Here is a 19,234-nt window from a genome sequence, read left to right on the forward strand (position 1 = left end):
CCTTATCGACACCTGAAGGACCCTCCATGTCCAAGATCCTGACCACGGAGTCCGGCGCCCCGATCGCCGACAACCAGAACTCGGCCTCGGCCGGCGAGTACGGCCCGCTGCTGATCCAGGACCAGCAACTGCTGGAGAAGCTGGCACGGTTCAACCGCGAGCGCATCCCGGAGCGCGTCGTGCACGCCCGCGGCTCCGGCGCGTACGGCTACTTCGAGGTCACCGACGAGGTGTCGAAGTACACCCGGGCGGCCTTCCTGTCCGAGGTCGGCAAGCGCACCGAGGTCTTCCTGCGCTTCTCCACCGTCGCCGGCAACCTCGGGGCCAGCGACGCGGTGCGCGACCCGCGCGGCTTCGCGCTGAAGTTCTACACCGAGCAGGGCAACTACGACCTGGTCGGCAACAACACCCCGGTGTTCTTCATCAAGGACCCGGTCAAGTTCCCCGACTTCATCCACTCGCAGAAGCGCGACCCGTACACCGGCGTGCAGGAGGCGGACAACGTCTGGGACTTCTGGGCCCACTCGCCGGCCTCGACCCACCAGATCACCTGGCTGTTCGGCGACCGCGGCATCCCGGCCAGCTACCGCCACATGAACGGCTACGGCTCGCACACCTACCAGTGGGTCAACGCCGAGGGCGAGGCCTACTGGGTGAAGTACCACTTCAAGACCAACCAGGGCATCCGCAGCCTGGACGGCGGCCAGGCCGCCGAGGTGGTCGGCGCCGACGCCGACTCGCACCAGCGCGACCTGCACCAGGCGATCGAGCGCGGGGTGTTCCCGTCCTGGACCCTCTACGTCCAGCTGATGCCGGTCGCCGAGGCCGCGGACTACCGCTTCAACCCCTTCGACCTCACCAAGGTCTGGCCGCACGCCGACTACCCGCTGGTCAAGGTCGGCCGCCTGGTGCTCAACCGGAACCCGGAGAACGTCTTCGCCGAGGTCGAGCAGTCCGCGTTCTCGCCGAACAACTTCGTGCCCGGCATCGGCCCGTCCCCGGACAAGATGCTCCAGGGCCGGCTGTTCGCCTACGCCGACGCCCAGCGCTACCGGCTCGGCGTCAACCACACCCTGCTGCCGGTGAACGCCCCGCGCGCCACCGAGGCCCACAACTACGGCCGGGACGGCCTCATGGCCGCCAACAGCGCCGGCCGCGGCAAGAACTACGAGCCCAACTCGTACGACGGCCCGGCCCAGACCGACAGCGCGCTCGCCGCGCCGGTCAAGGTGGACGGCTACACCGGCACCTACACCACGCCGGCCCACACCAAGGACGACGACTTCTTCCAGGCCGGCGAGCTCTACCGGCTGATGTCGGCGGGTGAGCGGACCCGTCTGATCGACAACATCGCGGGCTTCCTCTCCCAGGTCACCAGGGACGACGTGGTCGAGAAGAACCTCGCCCACTTCCACGCCGCCGACGAGGAGTACGGCGCCCGACTGGAGGCCGCCGTCACCAAGCTCCGCGCGGGCGACGAGGGCTGACCCTCCGCGCTCTTCGCACTCTCCGCACCCTCAGGACCGCCGGGGCCCGCACCCCGGCGGCTCCGCGACGGGCCCCTCCCCCCGGGCAGTGGGGGAGGGGCCCGTCGGGTCGTTCCCGCCCCGACCCTCCACGCGTACGACCCTCCACGCCGACGACCCTCTACGGGTATGACCCTCCACGCGTACGACCCTCCACGCCGACGACCCTCTACGGGTACGACCCTCCACGCGCGACGCCCCACGGGAGCGACGCCGCTACCGGCCGACCGGCGGTTGCTCCACGGAATGTTCACCGATATTCACGGACAGCAGCCGCCCGGGCCCCCGGGTGGATAGGCTGGAGACCGCCCGCGGTCGCTCCGTGGGGGGACATCGGAAGGGGACGACATGTCGACACCAGCCCCGGGTCGTCACGCCGCGCTGGACCAGGGTCCGACGGGCCCGTTCACCTCCCTGCAGCACGCCCTCAGACTGCTGGAGGCCGTCGACCGGCACCCCGACGGCGCCACCCTGGTCGGCCTCGCGCGGGAGACGTCGCTGGGCCTGCCGACCGTCCGTCGGCTCGCCGAGATCCTGGAGATCGAGGGCTATCTCCAGTGCCAGGACGGCGGTTGGGTCCTCGGCGGCACCTTCGCGCTGCTCGGCCAGCACAACCGGGAGCAGCTCGTCAAGGCCCGGCTGAACCGCAAACTCGCGCAACTCCGGGACGAGTTGGGTGCCGCAGTGTACTTCAGCCGTTACCACGACGGGGAGTTGTCGGTCGAGGCGGTCTCGGCGGCCGACTACGCGCCCGCCGTGCAGGAGTGGGTGGACTTCCGGGCCACCGCGCACGCCAGCGCGATCGGCAAGTGCCTGCTCAGCCAGCTCGACTCGGACGCCCGGCGGGACCACCTCTCCCGGCATCCGGTCGCCCGGCTCACCTCCCGCACGGTCATCGACGCCGACCAGTTGATGCACCGGCTGGAGCGGCAGCCGGCCACGGTGCCGGTGCTGGACATCCAGGAGTACGCGCTCGGTACGGTCTGCGCGGCGGTGCCGATCACGGCGGGCAGTACGGTCGGCTGCCTGGCCACGTCGATGCCGGTCGACAACATCCACAAGCTGAAGGCCGCCGCCGAGCTGCTGGCGGTCCAGGCGGCGCCGCTGATGCTGGCGATGGCGGTCTGAGCACTGCCCGCCGCCTGCCGGGCCCCGTCGGACGTGTCGTCCGGCGGGGCCCGTGCGCTGTCCGCGGAGGGTTTCCGGGGTGGTCCCGCGGTGCACATCACTTATTAGACTCGATGTCGATAAGAGTTGTCGAACCTCTTGTCCCCGCCGCTACCGGCGAGTACGTTTCGCAGAGTCGAGCCGCCGCCGCCAGGTCAGGAGGGCCTGCCATGCCCAGCTCCACCCCCGTCCCCGCCCTCGCCGCCCCCGCCGCACGCGTGCACGAGAGCCTCGTCCTGGAGCCCCGGAACGTCCGCTTCGACTGGGCGCAGCTGCCGCTGCACTGGATCCCGGACGAGCCGATGGCCACCCACGTGATCAACGTGCTGCACCTGCTGCTGCCCGAGGGCGAGCGCTGGTTCGTCAAGGTGTTCAAGGACGCGCTGCCGCTCATCCGGGACGAGCAGCTGCGCGAGGAGGTGCTCGGCTTCATCGGCCAGGAGGCCATCCACGCCGAGGCGCACCAGGAGGTGCTCGACCACCTGCTCGGCCAGGGGCTCGACCCGCGCCCGTACGTCCGGCAGATCTCCTGGCTCTTCCAGCGCGTCCTGGGCGACAAGCCGGGCCTTTCGCCGGCGCGGCAGCGGGAGAACATCATCGAACGGGTCGCCTTCGTCGCGGCGATCGAGCACTTCACCGCCTTCCTGGGCAACTGGGCGCTCAACTCCCCGGGGCTGGACCGGGCCGAGGCCGACCCGACCATGCTCGACCTGCTGCGCTGGCACGGCGCGGAGGAGGTCGAGCACCGCAGCGTCGCCTACGACCTGATGGTCCACCTGGACCCCGGCTATCTGCGCCGGGTCCGGGGAATGGCGGTGTCCGGGCCGCTGCTGGTGCACCTGTGGGTGCGCGGTGCCCGCTTCCTGCTCGCCGCCGACCCGACCCTCGACGGTCGGCTCAAGCCCACCTGGCGGGAGGCGGGCCGGATCGCCAAGCGCGGACTGCTGCCGGACCCGGTCCGTTCCATCCGTTCCGGGCTGCGCTACCTGCGGCCGGGCTACCACCCGACCCAGGAGGGGTCCTCCAGCCAGGCGCTGGGCTACCTCGCCACCTCTCCGGCCGCCCGGGCGGCCGCCGCCCACGGCTGACGGCGAACAGATGACAGAGTTCAGCGAACAGAGAACATCATCTGTTCGCTGAACTCTGAAAGTTGTCAGCTGTTCGCCCGCCCGCCGTCCCGCCCGTCGTCCGCCGCCCCGCCTGCCGCGCACCCGTCCCGCCGCCCGCCGCCCCGCCTCTCCCACGCCAAGGACCCCGCCGGATGGACCCGCTCACCCCGCTCACCCCGCCCCCCGACCTCTACGGCCGCCCGCGCGCCGACGCGTTCCTCCGCCGGCTCACCGCCTTCGGCGACCGCTACTCGCCGGCCCTCGGCAGCCCGCTGCTGCGCCGCAACCCCCGCCGGCCGTTCAGCCGCCCCACCCCGCAGCTCCAGCTGGTCGTCGCCAGCCGCCGCCAACCGGCCTCCGACGTCGTCGAGTTGACCCTCGCCGACCCCTCCGGAGGCCAGCTGCCGAGCTGGCAGCCCGGTGCCCACCTGCGGGTCACCCTGCCCTCCGGCCGCGAGCGCCACTACTCGCTCAACGGCGACCCCGCCGACCGCCGGCAGTACCGGATCGCCGTCCGCCGACTGCCCGCCGGCGGCGGCGGATCGGTCGAGGTCCACGACGTCCTCCACCCGGGCACCCGGCTCACCGCCCGCCGCCCGCGCAACGGCTTCGCCTTCTGCGCCGAGCCCGCCGTCCTCCTGCTGGCCGGCGGCATCGGCATCACCCCGCTGCTCCCGATGGTCCACGAGGCGCGGCGCCACGGCCTCGACTGGCGCCTGGTCCACGTCGGCCGCAGCGCCGACAGCCTCCCGTACGCCGACGAACTGCGCGCCCTCGACCCGCACCGCGTGGTGCTGCGCACCGACGACGACCACGGCGGCGTCCCCACCGGCGCCGAACTGCTCGCCCACGCCCCGCGCGGCGCCGCCGTCTACTGCTGCGGCCCGGCCCCGATGCTCGCCGCCGTACAGGGCGCGCTGGACGGCTCCGCCGCCTCCGCCCTGCACTTCGAGCGCTTCGGCGCCGCCCCGATCACCGACGGCGCGCCCTTCGCGGTCCGGCTCGGCGCGGACGGCCCGACCCTGGACGTCCCCGCCGACCGCTCCGCCCTGGACGTGCTGCGCGAGGCCCGCCCCGACCTCCCGTACTCCTGCCACCAGGGCTTCTGCGGCACCTGCGAGGTCCGCCTGCTGGCCGGCGCCCCCGAGCACCGGGACCGCCGCCTCACCCCCGAGCAGCGTGCCGCCGGCGCCCTGCTGCCCTGCGTCTCCCGGGCCGCCGAGGGCGAGACCCTCGTGCTGGACCTCTAGAAGGAGCCCCCGATGCCCCCGACGGCGACCGCGATGCCGACGTTCTCCTACACCGAGCGCGACCTGGCCCGCTTCCGCGAGACCCAGCAACTCGCCTACCACTGCGCCGAACAGGTCGCCGCCTGGATCGAACCGGGCGTCACCGAGCGCCAGGCCACCGCCGAGCTGCGCCGCCGCCTGGTCGCCGCCGGGGTGCAGGACTTCTTCCACATCCCGTTCGCCTGGTTCGGCGACCGCACCGCCTTCCGGCACTTCCACACCCCGCTGCAGTTCTTCGCGGGCAACCGCCGGCTGGAGGAGGGCATGCCGTACGTCCTGGACTGCGCGCCGATCGTGGACGGCTACACCGCCGACATCGGCTACGGCGGCAAGGTCGGCGAGAACCGGGTCTGGGACCGGCTGGCCGCCGACCTGAAGGTCTACCGCGAGCTGATCCTCGCCGAGGTGCGCGCCCGCAAGCCGCTCAACGAGGTGTACGCGGCGGTGGACGCGCAGATCGCCGCACACGGCTACGACAACCGGCACCAGGTCTACCCGGGCCGGGTGATCGGCCATCAGGTCACCCGTACCGTCACCCGCGGCCCGGCCGGGGTGAACGTGTTCGGCTTCGGCGTGCGCACCCTCCAGACCCTCGGCCGGGAGCTCATCTCCGAGCGCCTGCACGGCCGTTCGCCGCTGTGGGCGGACGGCCGGTCGTCCCGGCACGCGCCCACCCCGGGCCTGTGGGCGGTCGAGCCGCACATCGGGTTCCGCGGCGTGGGCATCAAGTTCGAGGAACTGCTGGTGGTCACGGAGGACGATGCGTACTGGCTGGACGACGACCTCCCGCACGTCCGCCGCTGGACCGCCGCCGACGATTCGGCCACCATCGAGCCGACCGGCGCCGAACCGGCGGCCGCCGGGTCGACCGCCGACGCGGCGACCGACACCGAGCCGACCACCCAGGAGGCCACCCGATGACGACCCCCCTCCCGGCCGCACCCGTCCGCCGCCGCACCGTCCACTCCGGCGGCCTGTCGCTCGCCGTCTTCGAGCAGGGCGACCCGGAGGCCCCCACGGTCCTCCTGGTGCACGGCTACCCGGACACCCACGTGGTCTGGGACGACATCGCCGCCGACCTCGCCCGCGACCACCACGTGGTCCGCTACGACGTGCGCGGCGCCGGTGAGTCGACCGCCCCGGCCCGCCGCGAGGACTACCGCCTCGAGCGCCTCGCCGACGACCTGTTCGCGGTCGCCGACGCCGTCTGCCCGGACCGGCCGGTGCACCTGGTGGCCCACGACTGGGGCTCGATCCAGTCCTGGGAGGCCGTCACCGCCCCCGGCGCCGAGCAGCGGATCGCCTCCTACACCACGCTGTCCGGCCCCAGCCTGGACCACATGGGCTACTGGCTGCGCCACCGGCTGCGCCGCCCCACCCCGCGCCACCTCGGGCAGCTGCTCCACCAGGGCCTGCACTCCTGGTACATCACCGCCTTCCACCTGCCCTTCCTCGCCCCGGCGGTCTGGCGACTGGGCCTCGCCCGGGCCTGGCCGCGGGTGCTGCGCGACCTGGAGCACGTCACCCCGCGGGCCGGCCACCCGCAACCCAGCCTGCGTCGCGACGCCGTCCGCGGCATCGAGCTCTACCGGGCCAACTTCCGCCCCACCATGGGCAGTCCGCGCGAGCGGCCGACCGAGGTGCCGGTCCAGCTGGTCACCCTGACCCGGGACCGCTACGTCGGCACCTACCTCTCCGAGGGCCTGGAACGCTGGGTTCCCCGCCTGACCCGTCGTACGCTGCACGCCGGCCACTGGTCGGCGCTGCTGGAGAAGGGAGCCACCGTGGCCGGCCTGGTCCGCGAGTTCACCGCCCGCATCGACGCCGACCCGAAGGGCGAAGTCGCCGAGGGCGACGGCCGGTTGGTGGTCGTCACCGGCGGCGGCAGCGGCATCGGCCGGGCCACCGCGCTCGCCTTCGCCGAGGAGGGCGCCCGGGTGGTGGTCTGCGACCTCGACCTGGCGGCCGCCGAGCGCACCGCCGAACTCGCCGCGCTGGTCGGCCCGCAGGCGCACGCCTACCAGGTGGACGTCTCGGACGGCGCCGCGATGGACGCCTTCGCCCAGAGCGTCGCCGCCGAGCACGGCGTGCCGGACGTGATGGTCAACAACGCCGGCATCGGCCACTCCGGGACGTTCCTGCAGACCACCGAGAAGGAGTGGCAGCGCGTCCTGGACGTCAACCTCTGGGGCGTGATCCACGGCTGCCGCGCCTTCGGCACCCTGATGGCCGACCGCGGCCAGGGCGGCCACATCGTCAACGTCTCCTCGGCCGCCGCCTACCTGCCGTCCAAGGCGCTCACCGCCTACGCGACCAGCAAGGCCGCCGTCTTCATGCTCTCCGACTGCCTGCGCGCCGAGTTCGTCGCCCACGGCATCGGCGTCTCCACCATCTGCCCGGGCATCGTCAACACCAACATCACCCGCACCTCCACCTTCTCCGCGACCACCGCCGCCGAGCAGTCCGCCAAGCAGGCCCGCGCCGCCAAGCTCTACGCCCGCCGCGGCTTCCCCCCGGAGAAGGTCGCCACCGCCGTGGTCACCGCCGTCCGCACCGGCAAGCCGGTCGTCCCGGTGACCCCCGAGGCCAAGGCCGCCCGCTTCCTCTCCCGCCTCAGCCCCGGCCTCCTCCGCCTCGCCGCCCGCCTCAACGTCACTTGATCCGGTGAACGTCACCTGATCGGCCTCAATAGGCCTGCGATATCAATTACCATCGATTGTGATATCGCAGGCCTGTATTCCTTTGGGAGGTCAGCCATGGCTCGCACCGTGATAGACGTCAACGACGAACTCCTGGCCGAGGCCGCTGAGATTCTCGGTACGACAACCAAGGTCGCGACCGTCAACGCTGCTCTTGAGGACCTCGTCAAGCGCCGCAAGCGGGAGAAGTTCATGGCCTGGCTCGCCGAGGGTGGACTGCCCGATCTCACCGGGCCGGTGGAAAAGGGTGACTGAGCGCTACCTGATCGACAAGTCGGCCTTCGCGCGCTTCTCCAAACCGAAGGTCAGGGCCGTCCTCAGGCCGCTGATCGTCAGGGGAGTGGTGGCGGTCTGCGGCGCCGTCGAACTGGAGATCATGCACAGTGCCCGCTCCAAGGCGGATGCCATCGAGATCCGTGAGGGCCTCAGCGGCTTCGACTGGCTCGCCATCCCCGACGAAGTGTGGGACCGAGCCATCGAGGTGCAAGCCCTCCTGACGAGCGCCGGCAATTGGCGGGCCCTGTCCGTGGCGGACCTCGTCATCGCCGCCACCGCCGAGCGTCACGGTGCCACGGTCCTGCACTACGACGGTGACTACGACATGATCGCCGCCGTCACCGGCCAGCCGACCGAGTGGGTCGTCCCGCAGGGGACGGCCGACTGATCGCTCCACCGGGGCTGTGAGAGCATCGAGGCCCATGGAGATGACAACGGCTCTGTGGTCCTTCGCCCTCGTCGTGGGGCTGCTCACGCTCACGCCCGGGCTCGACACCGCGCTGGTCCTGCGGACCTCCGCGCTGGGGCGGCGGCGGCAGGCGTGGGGCGTGGTGCTGGGGATCCAGACCGGGACGCTGATCTGGGGGACGCTGACCTCGGCCGGGGTGACGGCGCTGCTGACCGCCTCGCAGGTGGCGTACGAGGTGCTGCGCTGGGCCGGGGCGGCCTACCTGGTGTGGATGGGCGTGGGGATGCTGCGCAAGCGCGGCGCAGAGGCCGCGGCCGAGGAGGAGCCCGCCGAGGGCGGGTTCCGGGCCGGCTGGCGGCGCGGGACGCTGACCAATCTGCTCAACCCGAAGGTCGGGGTGTTCTACGTGGCCGTGCTGCCGCAGTTCATCCCCGCCGGGGCCCCGCACTTCGCCGCGGGGGTGGCGCTGACCTGCGTGCACGTCGTGGAGGGCGTGCTCTGGTCGGTCGTGCTGGTCGGCTTCGCCCGGGTGCTGCGCGGCTGGCTGCGCCGCCCGGCCGCCCGGCGGTGGATGGACCGGGTGACCGGCGCGGTGGTGGTGGGTTTCGGCCTGAAGCTGGCGCTGGGCGACTGACGCGGTCGGGCGGGTCCCCGGCGGATCCCGGGCGGGTCTCAGGCGGCGTGGGTCCGGCGGGTCCGGGCGGTCTGCTCCGGCGCGACGGTCACCGCCGGTGACACCGCGTCGTGGTGGATCGGCCCGTGGCCGGCGCTCAGCGGCAGGCAGCTGCCGCCCCGCCGGTGGGCGATGATCTCGGCGGCCACCGAGACGGCCGTCTCCTCCGGGGTGCGGGAGCCCAGGTCGAGGCCGATGGGGGAGCGCAGCCGGGCGAGTTCGGCGTCGGTCAGGCCCGCCTCGCGCAGCTTGGCCTCCCGGTCGCGGTGGGTGCGCCGGGAGCCCATCGCGCCGACGTACCCGACCGGCAGCCGCAGGGCCCGTTCGAGCAGCGGGACGTCGAACTTGGCGTCGTGGGTGAGCACGCACAGCACGCTGCGGCCGTCGAGCCGGTCGAGCTGGGCGTCCAGGTAGCGGTGCGGCCAGTCGACCACGACCTCGTCGGCGTCCGGGAAGCGCCGGGCGGTGGCGAAGACGGGCCGGGCGTCACAGACGGTGACGTGGTAGCCGAGGAACTTGCCGATCCGCACCACGGCGGCGGCGAAGTCGATCGCGCCGAAGACCAGCATCCGGGGCGCGGGCACGTAGGACTCGACGAAGCAGGTGACGGTGCCCCGGTCCCGGTCGTCGCAGGGCCGTCCGTCCAGGCCGAGCACGATCCGCCCGGTGCGTCCGGCGTCCAGCATGGCCCGGGCCTCGGCGATCACGGCGCGCTCCAGGGCGCCCACCGTGGACGGTCCGACCGACAGCGCCCCGTGCACGTCCTGGGCGGTGACGGCGAGGGTGGCGCCGAGCAGTCCGGCCGGTCCGGAGATCACCCGGGCGAGCGCGACGGGTGTGCCGTCGGCGATCCGGGCGAGGCCGGCGTCCATCCCGGGGTCGGTGCCCGGGACCACCGGCTGGACGAACACGTCGAGGACCCCGCCGCAGGTCAGGCCGACCGCGAAGGCGTCCTCGTCGCTGTAGCCGAAGCGCTCCAGGGCCGGTCGGCCGCTCTCGATCGCGGCCTGGCAGAGCTCGTACACCGCGCCCTCGACACAGCCGCCGGAGACGCTGCCGACCGCCTCCCCGGCCGCGTCGACGGCCAGGGCCGCGCCCGGGTCGCGCGGGGCGCTGCCGGAGACACCGACGACGGTGGCCACGGCGAAGGAGCGCCCGGACGCGTGCCAGGCCTGCAGCTGCTCGGCGATGTCCTGCATGTCGGAGGCTCCTTACACGGTTTCGACAGTAGCGGGAGACGCCGCCGTACGGGAAACGATCCCGTACGGCGGCGGTGCTGCTCAAAGCCCCGGGCGAACGGCCGGGACGCGGACGCTCAGTGCACGCCGAGCCAGGACTTGACGGGGCCGAGCGCGAAGTACACGACGAACACCGCGGTGAGGATCCACATCAGCACCCCGGGCTCGCGCCACTTGCCCTGGCCGGCCTTGATCACCGAGTAGGAGATGACGCCGGCCGCGACGCCCGCCGTGATGCTGTAGGTGAACGGCATCAGCACGCTGGTCAGGAAGGCCGGGATGGCCACCTCGCGGTCGGACCAGTCGATGTGCCGGGCCTGGCTCATCATCATCGAGCCGATCACCACCAGTGCGGCGGAGGCGACTTCGACCGGGACGATGCCGGCCAGCGGCGAGAAGAACAGCATCAGCGCGAACATCGCGCCGGTGACGGTGGAGGCGAGGCCGGTCCGGGCGCCGTCGCCGACGCCGGTCGCGGACTCGACGAAGACGGTCTGGCCGGAGGCGCCGGCCAGGCCGCCGACCGCGCCGCCGGCGCCGTCGATGAACAGGGCCTTGGACAGGCCGGGCATCCGGCCCTGCTTGTCCGCGAGTCCGGCCTCGGTGCCGACGCCGATGATGGTGGCCATGGCGTCGAAGAAGCCGGCCAGCACCAGGGTGAACACCGCGACGGAGGCGCTGATCGCGCCGAGGCCCTTGCCGCCGAAGGCACCGAACAGGTCGACGTGGCCGAACAGGCTGAAGTCGGGGGCGGCGACCGGGCTGCCGGGCCAGACCGGGACGGAGTTCGCCCAGGCCTTGGCCGGTACGTGGGCGAGCCGGTTGACGACGATCGCGACCACGGTGCCGCCGGCGATGCCGATCAGGATCGCGCCGCGCACGCCGCGCGCCATCAGCACGAAGATCGTGAGCAGGGTGAGGCAGAAGATCAGGACGGGCCAGCCGGAGAGCTCGCCGAAGGGGCCGAGCGACAGCGGGGTGGGGCCGCCGGTGTGCACGAAGCCGGCCTTGTAGAGGCCGATGATCGTGACGAACAGGCCGATGCCGATGGTGATCGCGTGCTTGAGCGGCAGCGGGATGCCGTTCATGATCTTCTCGCGCAGTCCGGAGACCACCAGCAGCACGATCAGCAGCCCGTAGATCACGCACAGGCCCATGGCCTGGGGCCACGTGGTGTGCGGTACCACCAGCGCGGAGACCGCGCCGGAGACCGAGAGCCCGGCGGCCAGCGCCAGCGGGACGTTGCCGACCAGGCCCATCAGGAGGGTGGTGACGGCGGCCGCGAGGGCGGTGGCGGTGGTCAGCGCGGCGTGGTCGAGCTTGAGGCCGTTGACGTCCGCGCCGCTGAGGATCAGCGGGTTGAGCAGGATGATGTACGCCATCGCCATGAAGGTGGTGAGGCCACCGCGTAGTTCGTTGGCGAGGGTCGAGCCGCGGGCCGAGATCTTGAAGTACGCGTCGAGCGCGCCCTTCGGCCCTGCTGCCGGGGGCGAGGGGTGGGTCTCGTCCTCGGCGGGTCTGTCTGCTTCAGTGGTGCCGGGCTCCGTGGGGATCCTGGTCATGTCCACTCCCAAGTGTCAAAGGGGGTTGGGGTGGGCGAGCCGACCTGACTGCCAGTCAAGAGAGTTGGCACAGGGGGACGGTATCGACTCACTGGGGCACTCGTAGGGGAGTGCCGGCGGTGCAGGTGAGGGTGGTGCGCACCACTGCGGGAGCCCCGGCGTGGGCAGGGCAGCGGGTGTGGGGGGTCCCGGGGCGGCGGGGAAGACGTCACCGCCCCGGGAAGTGTCGCCCGGTGGTACCGTTCCGGCTCGAACTCCCGGTGTCAGCCGGGCTGTTCGGTGGTCAGGTGCTCGGGTCGGACCGGGATCCGGTTGAGCGCGAGACCGGTGGCGTTGCGGATCGCCGCCACGATCGAGGGGGTCGCCGACACGGTCGGCGCCTCACCGACGCCGCGCAGCCCGTACGGGGCGTGCGGGTCGGGCAGTTCGAGGACGTCCACCGGGATCGGCGGGGTGTCCAGGATGGTGGGGATCAGGTAGTCGGTGAAGGAGGCGTTGCGCACCTTCCCGTCCCGGACGATGATCTCCTCCATCACCGCGAGCCCGAGGGCCTGGGTGCAGCCGCCCTGGATCTGGCCGACCACCGAGAGCGGGTTGAGCGCCTTGCCGACGTCCTGGACGGCGGTGAGCTCGACCACCTTGACCAGGCCCAGTTCGACGTCCACGTCCACCACCGCGCGGTTGGCGCAGAAGGTGTACTGGACGTGCCCGAAGCCCTGGCCGGTCTCCTTGTCGAAGGCCTGGGTGGGCCGGTGGTGGTGCTCGCGGGTGAGGTCGATGGCCTCGTCGCCGAGCAGGTCCACCATGGGCACGAGCACCCCGGCGCTCTCCGAGACGACCTTGCCGCCGGCCAGGGCGATGTCCTTGTGGGTCCAGCCGTACCGCTGCCGGCCCTTCTCGATCAGCTCCCGCGCGACGGCCTCGGCGGCGAGCTTCACCGCGCCGCCGGTCATGTACGTCTGGCGCGAGGCGGAGGTCGAACCGGCCGATCCCACCTCGGTGTTGGCCGGGTGGATGGTGACCTGCTCGACGCCCAGCTCGGTGCGGGCGATCTGGGCGTGCACGGTGACGCCGCCCTGGCCGACCTCGGCCATCGCGGTGTGCACCATGGCGACCGGCTCGCCGCCGATGACCTCCAGCCGCACCCGGGCGGTGGAGTAGTCGTCGAAGCCCTCGGAGAAGCCGACGTTCTTGATGCCGACCGAGTAGCCGACCCCGCGCACGATGCCCTCGCCGTGCGAGGTGTTGGAGAGCGCGCCGGGCAGCGCCCGGACGTCCAGGTGTTCGGTGTCCAGCGGCGGCGGCAGCGGCATCTCCTTGGCCCGGCGCAGCAGTTCGGCCACCGGCGCGGGCGAGTCGATCTGCTGGCCGGTGGGCATGAAGTCGCCCTCCGACATCGCGTTCAGCTGCCGCAACTCGACCGGGTCCATGCCCAGTTCGACGGCCAGCTTGTCCATCTGGGACTCGTAGCCGAAGGCCGCCTGGACGGCCCCGAAGCCGCGCATCGCCCCGCAGGACGGGTTGTTGCTGTACAGCGCGATGGCGTGCATCTTCACGTTCGGGATCACGTACGGGCCGTGCCCCAGCGAGGCCGCGTTGCCGACCACGGCGGGGGAGGCGGAGGCGTACGCGCCGCCGTCCAGCACGATCCGGCAGTCGGCGAAGACCAGCTTGCCGTCCCGGGTGGCGCCGTGCTCGTAGTGCATCCGGGCCGGGTGGCGGTGGACGTGGCCGTAGAAGGACTCGTCCCGGGAGTAGACGATCTTGACCGGCTTGCCGGTGTGCAGCGCCAGCAGACAGGCGTGGATCTGCATCGAGATGTCCTCGCGGCCGCCGAAGGCGCCGCCCACGCCGGCCAGGGTGAGCCGGACCTTCTCCTCGGGCAGGTCCAGCACCGGGGCCATCTGCTCGCGGTCCACGTGCAGCCACTGGGTGGCGATGTAGAGGTCGATGCCGCCGTCCTCGGCGGGCACGGCCAGGCCGGACTCCGGGCCGAGGAAGGCCTGGTCCTGCATGCCGACCTCGTAGTCGCCGCTGACGATGACGTCCGCCAGCGCCCGCACCTCGTCGGTCACGCCGAGGCCGGAGACCAGCCGCTGCTCGTGGCAGATGTTGCCGTACGCGTGCGACTTGTACTCGTGCGGCTCGTGCACGTAGCCGTGGGTCTCCGGGTCGAGGCACTGCTCCTCGGTGACGATCGGGGTGAGCACCTCGTACTCGACCTTGATCTTCTTCACCGCGCGCCGGGCCGTCTCCGGGTGGTCGGCGGCGACCAGCGCGATCGCCTCGCCGTGGTAGCGGATCCGGTCGATCGCCAGCGCCGGCTGGTCCTTGATCTCCAGGCCGTAGTACTTGGCGCCGGGGATGTCCTCGTGGGTCAGCACGGCGTACACGCCGGGCACCTTGAGTGCCTCGGAGACGTCCACGCTGAGGATGTTCGCCCGGGGGTGCGGCGAGCGCAGCGCCATGCCCCAGAGCATGTCCTCGTGCCACAGGTCGGAGGAGTAGGCGAACTCGCCCCGGACCTTCAGGTTGCCGTCCGGGCGCAGCGGGGAGCCGCCGATGCCGTCCTTGGAGGCCTGGTTGATGTTCTGCAGGTTCTTCTGGCCCTGGATGGTGCGGGTGGTCATGCCGACGCCCCCTTGCCCGAGCACTTGCGGGCGGAGGCGAGCCGCACCGCGTCCATGATCTTCTCGTAGCCGGTGCAGCGGCACAGGTTGCCCGACAGCGCCTCGCGGATGTCGTTGTCGCTCGGCTGGGCGTCCTGCTCCAGCAGGGCGTCGGTCTGCACCAGCAGCCCCGGGGTGCAGAAGCCGCACTGGACGGCCCCGGCGTCGACGAACGCCTGCTGGACCAGGCCCAGTTCGCCGTTCTCCTCGGCCAGGCCCTCGACCGTGCGCACCTCGCGGTCCTGCACCTGCCCGGCCGCCACCAGGCAGGAGCAGACCGGCACGCCGTCCAGGTAGACGGTGCACGAGCCGCACTCGCCCTGCTCGCAGGCGTTCTTCGAACCCGGCAGGCCGACGCGCTCGCGCAGCACGTAGAGCAGGCTCTCGCCCTCCCACACGTCGTCGGCCTCGACCGGCTTGCCGTTGGCGGTGAACGTGACCCTCATGCCGCGCTCCTGATCTGCTTGCGGTAGTCGTTCCAACACCAGGTGAGGGTGCGGCGGGCCATCACGGCGAGCGAGTGGCGCCGGTAGTCCGCGGTGCCCCGGACGTCGTCGATGGGGGAGGCGGCGGCCTTCACCAGTTCGCCGAAGCGCTGGACCACCTCGGTGCCCAGCAGGTCCCCGGACTCCCAGAGCCCGCGCTCGGCGAGCACGCCCCCGAGGTACTCCTCGGCCTCGACGGCGCGGCGCGGCGTGGGGGCAGCCGAACCGATCCCGGTGCCGACGGTCCCGTTCCCGGGGTGGAGGGCGAAGCCGAAGGCGCAGACCGCGATCACCATCGCGTTGCGGGTGCCGATCTTCGAGAACTGCTGGGGACCGTCCGCGACCGGGATGTGCACGGCCCGGATCAGCTCGTCGGCCGCCAGGCTGTTGCGCTTCACGCCGACGTAGAACTCGTCGATCGGGATCAGCCGGGTGCCGCGCACCGAGGCCGCCTCGACGAACACGTCCCGTCCGGCCGCCAGCAGCGCGGGGTGCGCGTCCCCGGCGGGGGAGGCGCCGCCGAGGTTGCCCCCGACGCCGCCGCGGTTGCGGATCTGCGGGGAGCCGACGGTGTGCGCCGCCAGCGCGAGCCCGGGCAGCGGGCCGGACAGCTCGGCGATGATCCGGGCGTACGGGACGGAGGCGCCGAGCCGGACGACGCTGCCGTCGTTCGTCCATTCGGTGAGCTCGGTGACGCGGTTCAGGTCGAGAATCGCGGATGGCCGGTGCACGTCGAAGTTCAGCTCGACCATGACGTCCGTGCCGCCCGCGATGGGCAGCGCGGTCGGGTACTCAGCCTTCGCCGCGAGAGCCTCGTCCCAGGTGGCGGGCCGAAGGAACTCCATGCGGGTTTCTCCTCAAGTCTTCGCCGACCGGGTGTCCGGCGGCGTGTCGCCCAGTGAACCCCTGTGACGCGGCCCACTGGCAGTCACCGATGGCATGAAGCCCCGGCTGTGAGCCCGCCCGGCATCCTGTACGTTCCTCTAAGCAGGAGAATCCCGCAGCCCAGGTGTTCGCCGAGTGCTACCTACGACCGTAATCCGGCCGTGACGGACGGGCTACGGGCCCGTGACCCGGCGGTCCGCTGGTACGTAACGCCGAGCACGGATGTTCGGGCACACTGTCACCCCCACCCCCTCGATCCGGCCCCCCGATCGCCGTTCCAGCCGCTGTTCCCGCCCCCTGTTCCAGCCCCCCGTAAGGAGTCCGCGGATGCGTGTCCGTGACCTGCTCGCCCCCGGCGCCCCGCGACTGCGCCTGCTCGCGGCGGAGGAGGAGCTGGACCGGCAGGTCAGCGGCGTGATGACCACGGACCTGCACGACCCCGGCCGCTACCTGCACGGCGGCGAGCTGGTGCTCACCGGGATGCTCTGGCGCAGCGGACCGGCCGACTCCGAGCGGTTCGTCCGGACCATCGCGGCCGGCGGCGCGGTCGCCCTGGCGGCCGGCGAGGCCGAGGTCGGCCCGGTGCCCGAGGACCTGGTCGAGGCCTGCCGCCGGCACCGGATGCCGCTGCTGGCCGTCCCCGACGACATCGCCTTCGGCACCGTCACCGAGTTCATCGGCCGTCAGGTCTCCGCCGACCGGGCCGCCGACCTCGCGGCGCTGGTCGACCGGCACCGGCTGCTGGTCTCGGCGGCCGGCGGCGGCGGACTGGACGCGGTGCTGGACCTGCTCGGCGGCGACCTCGACCTGGACTGCTGGGTGCTCACCCCGACCGGCGCGGTGATCGCCGGCCCGACCGACCGGCTCACCGCCGAGGACCGCGACCAGCTGGTCCGCGCCCACCTGGCCGCCCAGCGCCAGCGCCGCCGCCCCCCGCACCGGGCCCGACTGGCCGGCGGCGCCTACTCGCTGCTGCCCGCCGCGGCCTCCGCCGAGCACGAGGCCCCGCTCGCCGACTGGGTGCTCGCGGTGGCCGGCGACGTCACCGAGTGGACCACCAAGCGCCAGCAGCTCGCCGAGAACCTGGCCCGGCTGGTCGCCGCCGAGCGCCACCGCCGGGACGAGGGCCGCCGGCTGCGCCGCCGACTGGCCGACGAACTGCTCGCCCTGCTGCGCCGCGACGCCGACCCCGCGGAGATCGGCCGCGCCCTCTACGCCTCCTCGGCGATGGCCGCCCGCTACGAGAGCCCCGAGCCCAAGTCCCAGCCGCAGGACGCCTCCTGGCTGGTGCTCAGTGCCGAGGGCACCGGCCTGCCGGAGGGCATGGTGCGGGCCGTCCTGGAGGAGGCGCTCGGCGGCACCAGCGACCGCGCGCTGGTCGCCGGGGCGGGCCACGGCGCCGTGGTGGTGCTGCCCGCACTGGACGGCCCGGTGCCCGCCGACACCCTGCGCGAGCTGCTCGCCCCGCTGGAGGCCGGGCTCGGTTCGGAGGGCCGGATCACCCTCGGCGTCTCCGCCCCCGCCTCCGAGGCGGGCGGTCTGCGCGGCGCCCTGGAGGAGGCCCGGCACGCCCGCCGGATCGCCGCCGCCCGGGTCGGCCGGGTCTGCGTGGCCGGCCCCGAGGAGCTGGCCTCGCACGTGCTGCTGCTGGCCGCCGTCCCGGACGAGGTCCGCCGGGCCTTCCGCAGCCGGCTGCTGGACAAGGTGATCGCGTACGACATCGAGCACCAGGCGGACCTGGTCCGCACCCTGGAGGCCTTCCTGCGCTCGGACGGCTCCTGGACCCGCTGCGCCGGGCAGCTGCACGTCCACGTGAACACCCTGCGCTACCGGATCGGCCGGATCGAGGAGCTGACCGGCCGGGACCTCTCCCGGCTGGAGGACCGGGTGGACTTCTACCTGGCGCTGGAACTGGCCTGACCGTTTCCTGTCAGTTCCGGTCACTCCCGGTCCGATTCCTGGGAATCTCCTGAACGCGTCCGGTCGACGGTCGGTCGGCTTCCGGTCGGCGATGGTGAGAAGACGGTCGGAAACGGCTGAGGGCCCGCCGCGAACGTTCGCGGCGGGCCCTCGGTGTCGGCCGGGGGGCGTCAGGTCACTGCGCCGGGATGATCGAGGTCAGCCACTCGAAGGCGCTCGGGACCATCCGCTTCCACATGTCGGTGGTGTGCGGGCCGGTGCTCTCCTCGACCTGGACCTTGGTCGGCTCCTTGGCGGCGGCGGCGATCGCCTGGCCGTCCTCGTAGCCGTCCCCCTTGGCGCCGCTGACCAGCAGGGCGACCTTGGGCGGCTGCTGGGCGGCCTTGAGGATGTTGACCGGGTTGTTCTCCGCGCGCAGCTTCGGGTCCTTGCCGACCAGCGAGTCCGGCTCGGACCCCGGGTCGTTGTAGCCGGACATCGCGATGCCGGCCCGGTAGCGGTTGGGGTGGGCCAGCGAGAGCTTGGCCGCGCAGTGGGCGCCGGCCGAGTAGCCGGCGATCGCCCAGCGGTCCGAGGAGGGGTCGGCGCGGAAGTTGTCCAGCACCATCTGCGGGACGTCGCGGGTGATCCAGGCGTCGGCGTTGATCTTGCCGGGGATGTCGGTGCAGCCCGCGTCCTGGTGGTTGCCCAGCAGCAGGGTGCGCGGCGAGACCAGGATGAACGGCGCGACCTTGCCCTGCTGCATCAGCGGCTTGAGCTGCTCGGAGACCTTGAGGGTGCCGTACCAGGTGGAGGAGGAGCCCGGGTAGCCGGGGATCAGCTCGACGACCGGGAACTTCTTGTCCTTGAACGCCGGGTCGTTGTACTGCGGCGGCAGCCAGACCAGCACCTCGCCGTCGACGCCCGACACCTGGCCCTTGAGCTCGGTCTTCTGGACGTCGCCGGGCACCGCCGGGTCGTTCACCCCGCCGAACTTCTGCAGCACCTTCGGCGGCTGCTTGGCGGCGTCGCCCGAGCCGTCCTTGGCGTTGCCGGCCGGGTCCACCGGCGCCACCGAGGGCACCGCGCGGACGTGGTCACCGGTGCCGAGCAGGTCGTCCCAGTTGCCGTAGATCAGGTTCGCGTTGTTCACCATCACGAAGACCATCAGCACGGCCGTGACCTGGCAGAACATGATCATGACGATCCGGGACAGGGTGCGCACCGGCTGGGGGCCGCGCACCTTCCCCCAGAACAGCAGCGCCACTGTGATGGACACCGGCACCAGGATGACGGTGAGGATGAAGAATGGCGTACCTGTCAGTTCCATCAAGTTCTCGTATCCGGA

16 protein-coding genes are annotated in these 19,234 nt (G+C 72.4%); 10 read left to right on the plus strand and 6 right to left on the minus strand.

Translation table 11 applies throughout. The features are described from left to right. The first annotated feature begins 26 nt into the window (after positions 1 to 26). From AB0O91_RS19805 to AB0O91_RS19845, 9 genes are all read left to right on the plus strand, one after another. A complete protein-coding gene (locus tag AB0O91_RS19805) occupies positions 27 to 1,487 on the plus strand; it encodes a catalase (protein WP_363434690.1) in 1,461 nt (486 codons plus the stop codon). A gap of 387 nt (positions 1,488 to 1,874) precedes the next feature. After that, complete coding sequence (locus AB0O91_RS19810) at positions 1,875 to 2,654, plus strand: IclR family transcriptional regulator C-terminal domain-containing protein (RefSeq protein WP_363434693.1); 780 nt, start codon at positions 1,875 to 1,877, stop codon at positions 2,652 to 2,654. 209 nt (positions 2,655 to 2,863) lie between these two features. Then, positions 2,864 to 3,781: a metal-dependent hydrolase gene (locus AB0O91_RS19815; protein WP_363434696.1), complete on the plus strand. Its 918-nt coding sequence runs from the start codon at positions 2,864 to 2,866 to the stop codon at positions 3,779 to 3,781. Positions 3,782 to 3,954: 173 nt separating this feature from the next. Next, a complete protein-coding gene (locus AB0O91_RS19820) occupies positions 3,955 to 5,052 on the plus strand; it encodes a PDR/VanB family oxidoreductase (protein ID WP_363434699.1) in 1,098 nt (365 codons plus the stop codon). 12 nt (positions 5,053 to 5,064) lie between these two features. Continuing rightward, positions 5,065 to 6,012, plus strand: coding sequence for a M24 family metallopeptidase (locus AB0O91_RS19825; protein WP_363434702.1), 948 nt, complete (start codon positions 5,065 to 5,067; stop codon positions 6,010 to 6,012). Further along, entirely contained in the window at positions 6,009 to 7,751 is a 1,743-nt protein-coding gene (locus tag AB0O91_RS19830; RefSeq protein WP_363434705.1) for an SDR family oxidoreductase, read from the plus strand. The genes AB0O91_RS19825 and AB0O91_RS19830 overlap by 4 nt, the downstream gene beginning before the upstream one ends. Before the next feature lie 96 nt (positions 7,752 to 7,847). Then, complete coding sequence (locus tag AB0O91_RS19835; protein WP_350512677.1) at positions 7,848 to 8,045, plus strand: type II toxin-antitoxin system VapB family antitoxin; 198 nt, start codon at positions 7,848 to 7,850, stop codon at positions 8,043 to 8,045. After that, a complete protein-coding gene (locus tag AB0O91_RS19840) occupies positions 8,038 to 8,454 on the plus strand; it encodes a PIN domain nuclease (RefSeq protein ID WP_363434708.1) in 417 nt (138 codons plus the stop codon). The genes AB0O91_RS19835 and AB0O91_RS19840 overlap by 8 nt, the downstream gene beginning before the upstream one ends. Positions 8,455 to 8,488: 34 nt before the next feature. Then, complete coding sequence (locus AB0O91_RS19845) at positions 8,489 to 9,109, plus strand: LysE family translocator (protein ID WP_363434711.1); 621 nt, start codon at positions 8,489 to 8,491, stop codon at positions 9,107 to 9,109. A gap of 38 nt (positions 9,110 to 9,147) precedes the next feature. On the opposite strand, the gene AB0O91_RS19850 is transcribed toward AB0O91_RS19845, so the two are convergent. From AB0O91_RS19850 to AB0O91_RS19870, 5 genes are all read right to left on the minus strand, one after another. Next, positions 9,148 to 10,347 carry an XdhC/CoxI family protein gene (locus tag AB0O91_RS19850; RefSeq protein ID WP_363434713.1) on the minus strand — a complete coding sequence of 400 codons (1,200 nt, stop codon included), beginning with the start codon at positions 10,345 to 10,347 and terminating at the stop codon, positions 9,148 to 9,150. Between the two features lie 116 nt (positions 10,348 to 10,463). Then, complete coding sequence (locus AB0O91_RS19855) at positions 10,464 to 11,948, minus strand: NCS2 family permease (RefSeq protein ID WP_363434716.1); 1,485 nt, start codon at positions 11,946 to 11,948, stop codon at positions 10,464 to 10,466. A gap of 263 nt (positions 11,949 to 12,211) precedes the next feature. Next, positions 12,212 to 14,578: a xanthine dehydrogenase subunit D gene (gene pucD / locus AB0O91_RS19860; protein ID WP_363434719.1), complete on the minus strand. Its 2,367-nt coding sequence runs from the start codon at positions 14,576 to 14,578 to the stop codon at positions 12,212 to 12,214. Beyond that, on the minus strand, positions 14,575 to 15,063 hold the full coding sequence (locus AB0O91_RS19865) for a (2Fe-2S)-binding protein (RefSeq protein WP_363434722.1): 489 nt from the start codon (positions 15,061 to 15,063) through the stop codon (positions 14,575 to 14,577). Before AB0O91_RS19865 ends, pucD begins: the two co-directional genes overlap by 4 nt. Next, on the minus strand, positions 15,060 to 15,947 hold the full coding sequence (locus AB0O91_RS19870; protein ID WP_363434725.1) for an FAD binding domain-containing protein: 888 nt from the start codon (positions 15,945 to 15,947) through the stop codon (positions 15,060 to 15,062). Before AB0O91_RS19870 ends, AB0O91_RS19865 begins: the two co-directional genes overlap by 4 nt. Positions 15,948 to 16,314: 367 nt before the next feature. Here AB0O91_RS19870 and AB0O91_RS19875 point away from each other — a divergent pair, with 367 nt between their 5' ends. Continuing rightward, positions 16,315 to 17,907: a helix-turn-helix domain-containing protein gene (locus AB0O91_RS19875; RefSeq protein WP_363434728.1), complete on the plus strand. Its 1,593-nt coding sequence runs from the start codon at positions 16,315 to 16,317 to the stop codon at positions 17,905 to 17,907. 175 nt (positions 17,908 to 18,082) lie between these two features. Here AB0O91_RS19875 and AB0O91_RS19880 read toward each other — a convergent pair whose 3' ends face one another. Further along, positions 18,083 to 19,216, minus strand: a complete 1,134-nt coding sequence (locus tag AB0O91_RS19880; protein WP_363434730.1) for an alpha/beta hydrolase-fold protein — start codon at positions 19,214 to 19,216, stop codon at positions 18,083 to 18,085. Positions 19,217 to 19,234: the final 18 nt, after the last annotated feature.

This window comes from Kitasatospora sp. NPDC089797, assembly GCF_040684795.1.
Taxonomy (GTDB): Bacteria; Actinomycetota; Actinomycetes; order Streptomycetales; family Streptomycetaceae; genus Kitasatospora.

Bases quoted from the DNA above. Each gene is read 5' to 3' on its own strand.
- AB0O91_RS19805 (WP_363434690.1), top strand. From the start codon at position 27: ATGTCCAAGATCCTGACCACGGAGTCCGGCGCCCCGATCGCCGACAAC.
- AB0O91_RS19810 (WP_363434693.1), top strand. From the start codon at position 1,875: ATGTCGACACCAGCCCCGGGTCGTCACGCCGCGCTGGACCAGGGTCCG.
- AB0O91_RS19815 (WP_363434696.1), top strand. From the start codon at position 2,864: ATGCCCAGCTCCACCCCCGTCCCCGCCCTCGCCGCCCCCGCCGCACGC.
- AB0O91_RS19820 (WP_363434699.1), top strand. From the start codon at position 3,955: ATGGACCCGCTCACCCCGCTCACCCCGCCCCCCGACCTCTACGGCCGC.
- AB0O91_RS19825 (WP_363434702.1), top strand. From the start codon at position 5,065: ATGCCCCCGACGGCGACCGCGATGCCGACGTTCTCCTACACCGAGCGC.
- AB0O91_RS19830 (WP_363434705.1), top strand. From the start codon at position 6,009: ATGACGACCCCCCTCCCGGCCGCACCCGTCCGCCGCCGCACCGTCCAC.
- AB0O91_RS19835 (WP_350512677.1), top strand. From the start codon at position 7,848: ATGGCTCGCACCGTGATAGACGTCAACGACGAACTCCTGGCCGAGGCC.
- AB0O91_RS19845 (WP_363434711.1), top strand. From the start codon at position 8,489: ATGGAGATGACAACGGCTCTGTGGTCCTTCGCCCTCGTCGTGGGGCTG.
- AB0O91_RS19850 (WP_363434713.1), bottom strand. From the start codon at position 10,347: ATGCAGGACATCGCCGAGCAGCTGCAGGCCTGGCACGCGTCCGGGCGC.
- AB0O91_RS19855 (WP_363434716.1), bottom strand. From the start codon at position 11,948: ATGACCAGGATCCCCACGGAGCCCGGCACCACTGAAGCAGACAGACCC.
- pucD (WP_363434719.1), bottom strand. From the start codon at position 14,578: ATGACCACCCGCACCATCCAGGGCCAGAAGAACCTGCAGAACATCAAC.
- AB0O91_RS19865 (WP_363434722.1), bottom strand. From the start codon at position 15,063: ATGAGGGTCACGTTCACCGCCAACGGCAAGCCGGTCGAGGCCGACGAC.
- AB0O91_RS19870 (WP_363434725.1), bottom strand. From the start codon at position 15,947: ATGGAGTTCCTTCGGCCCGCCACCTGGGACGAGGCTCTCGCGGCGAAG.
- AB0O91_RS19875 (WP_363434728.1), top strand. From the start codon at position 16,315: ATGCGTGTCCGTGACCTGCTCGCCCCCGGCGCCCCGCGACTGCGCCTG.
- AB0O91_RS19880 (WP_363434730.1), bottom strand. From the start codon at position 19,216: ATGGAACTGACAGGTACGCCATTCTTCATCCTCACCGTCATCCTGGTG.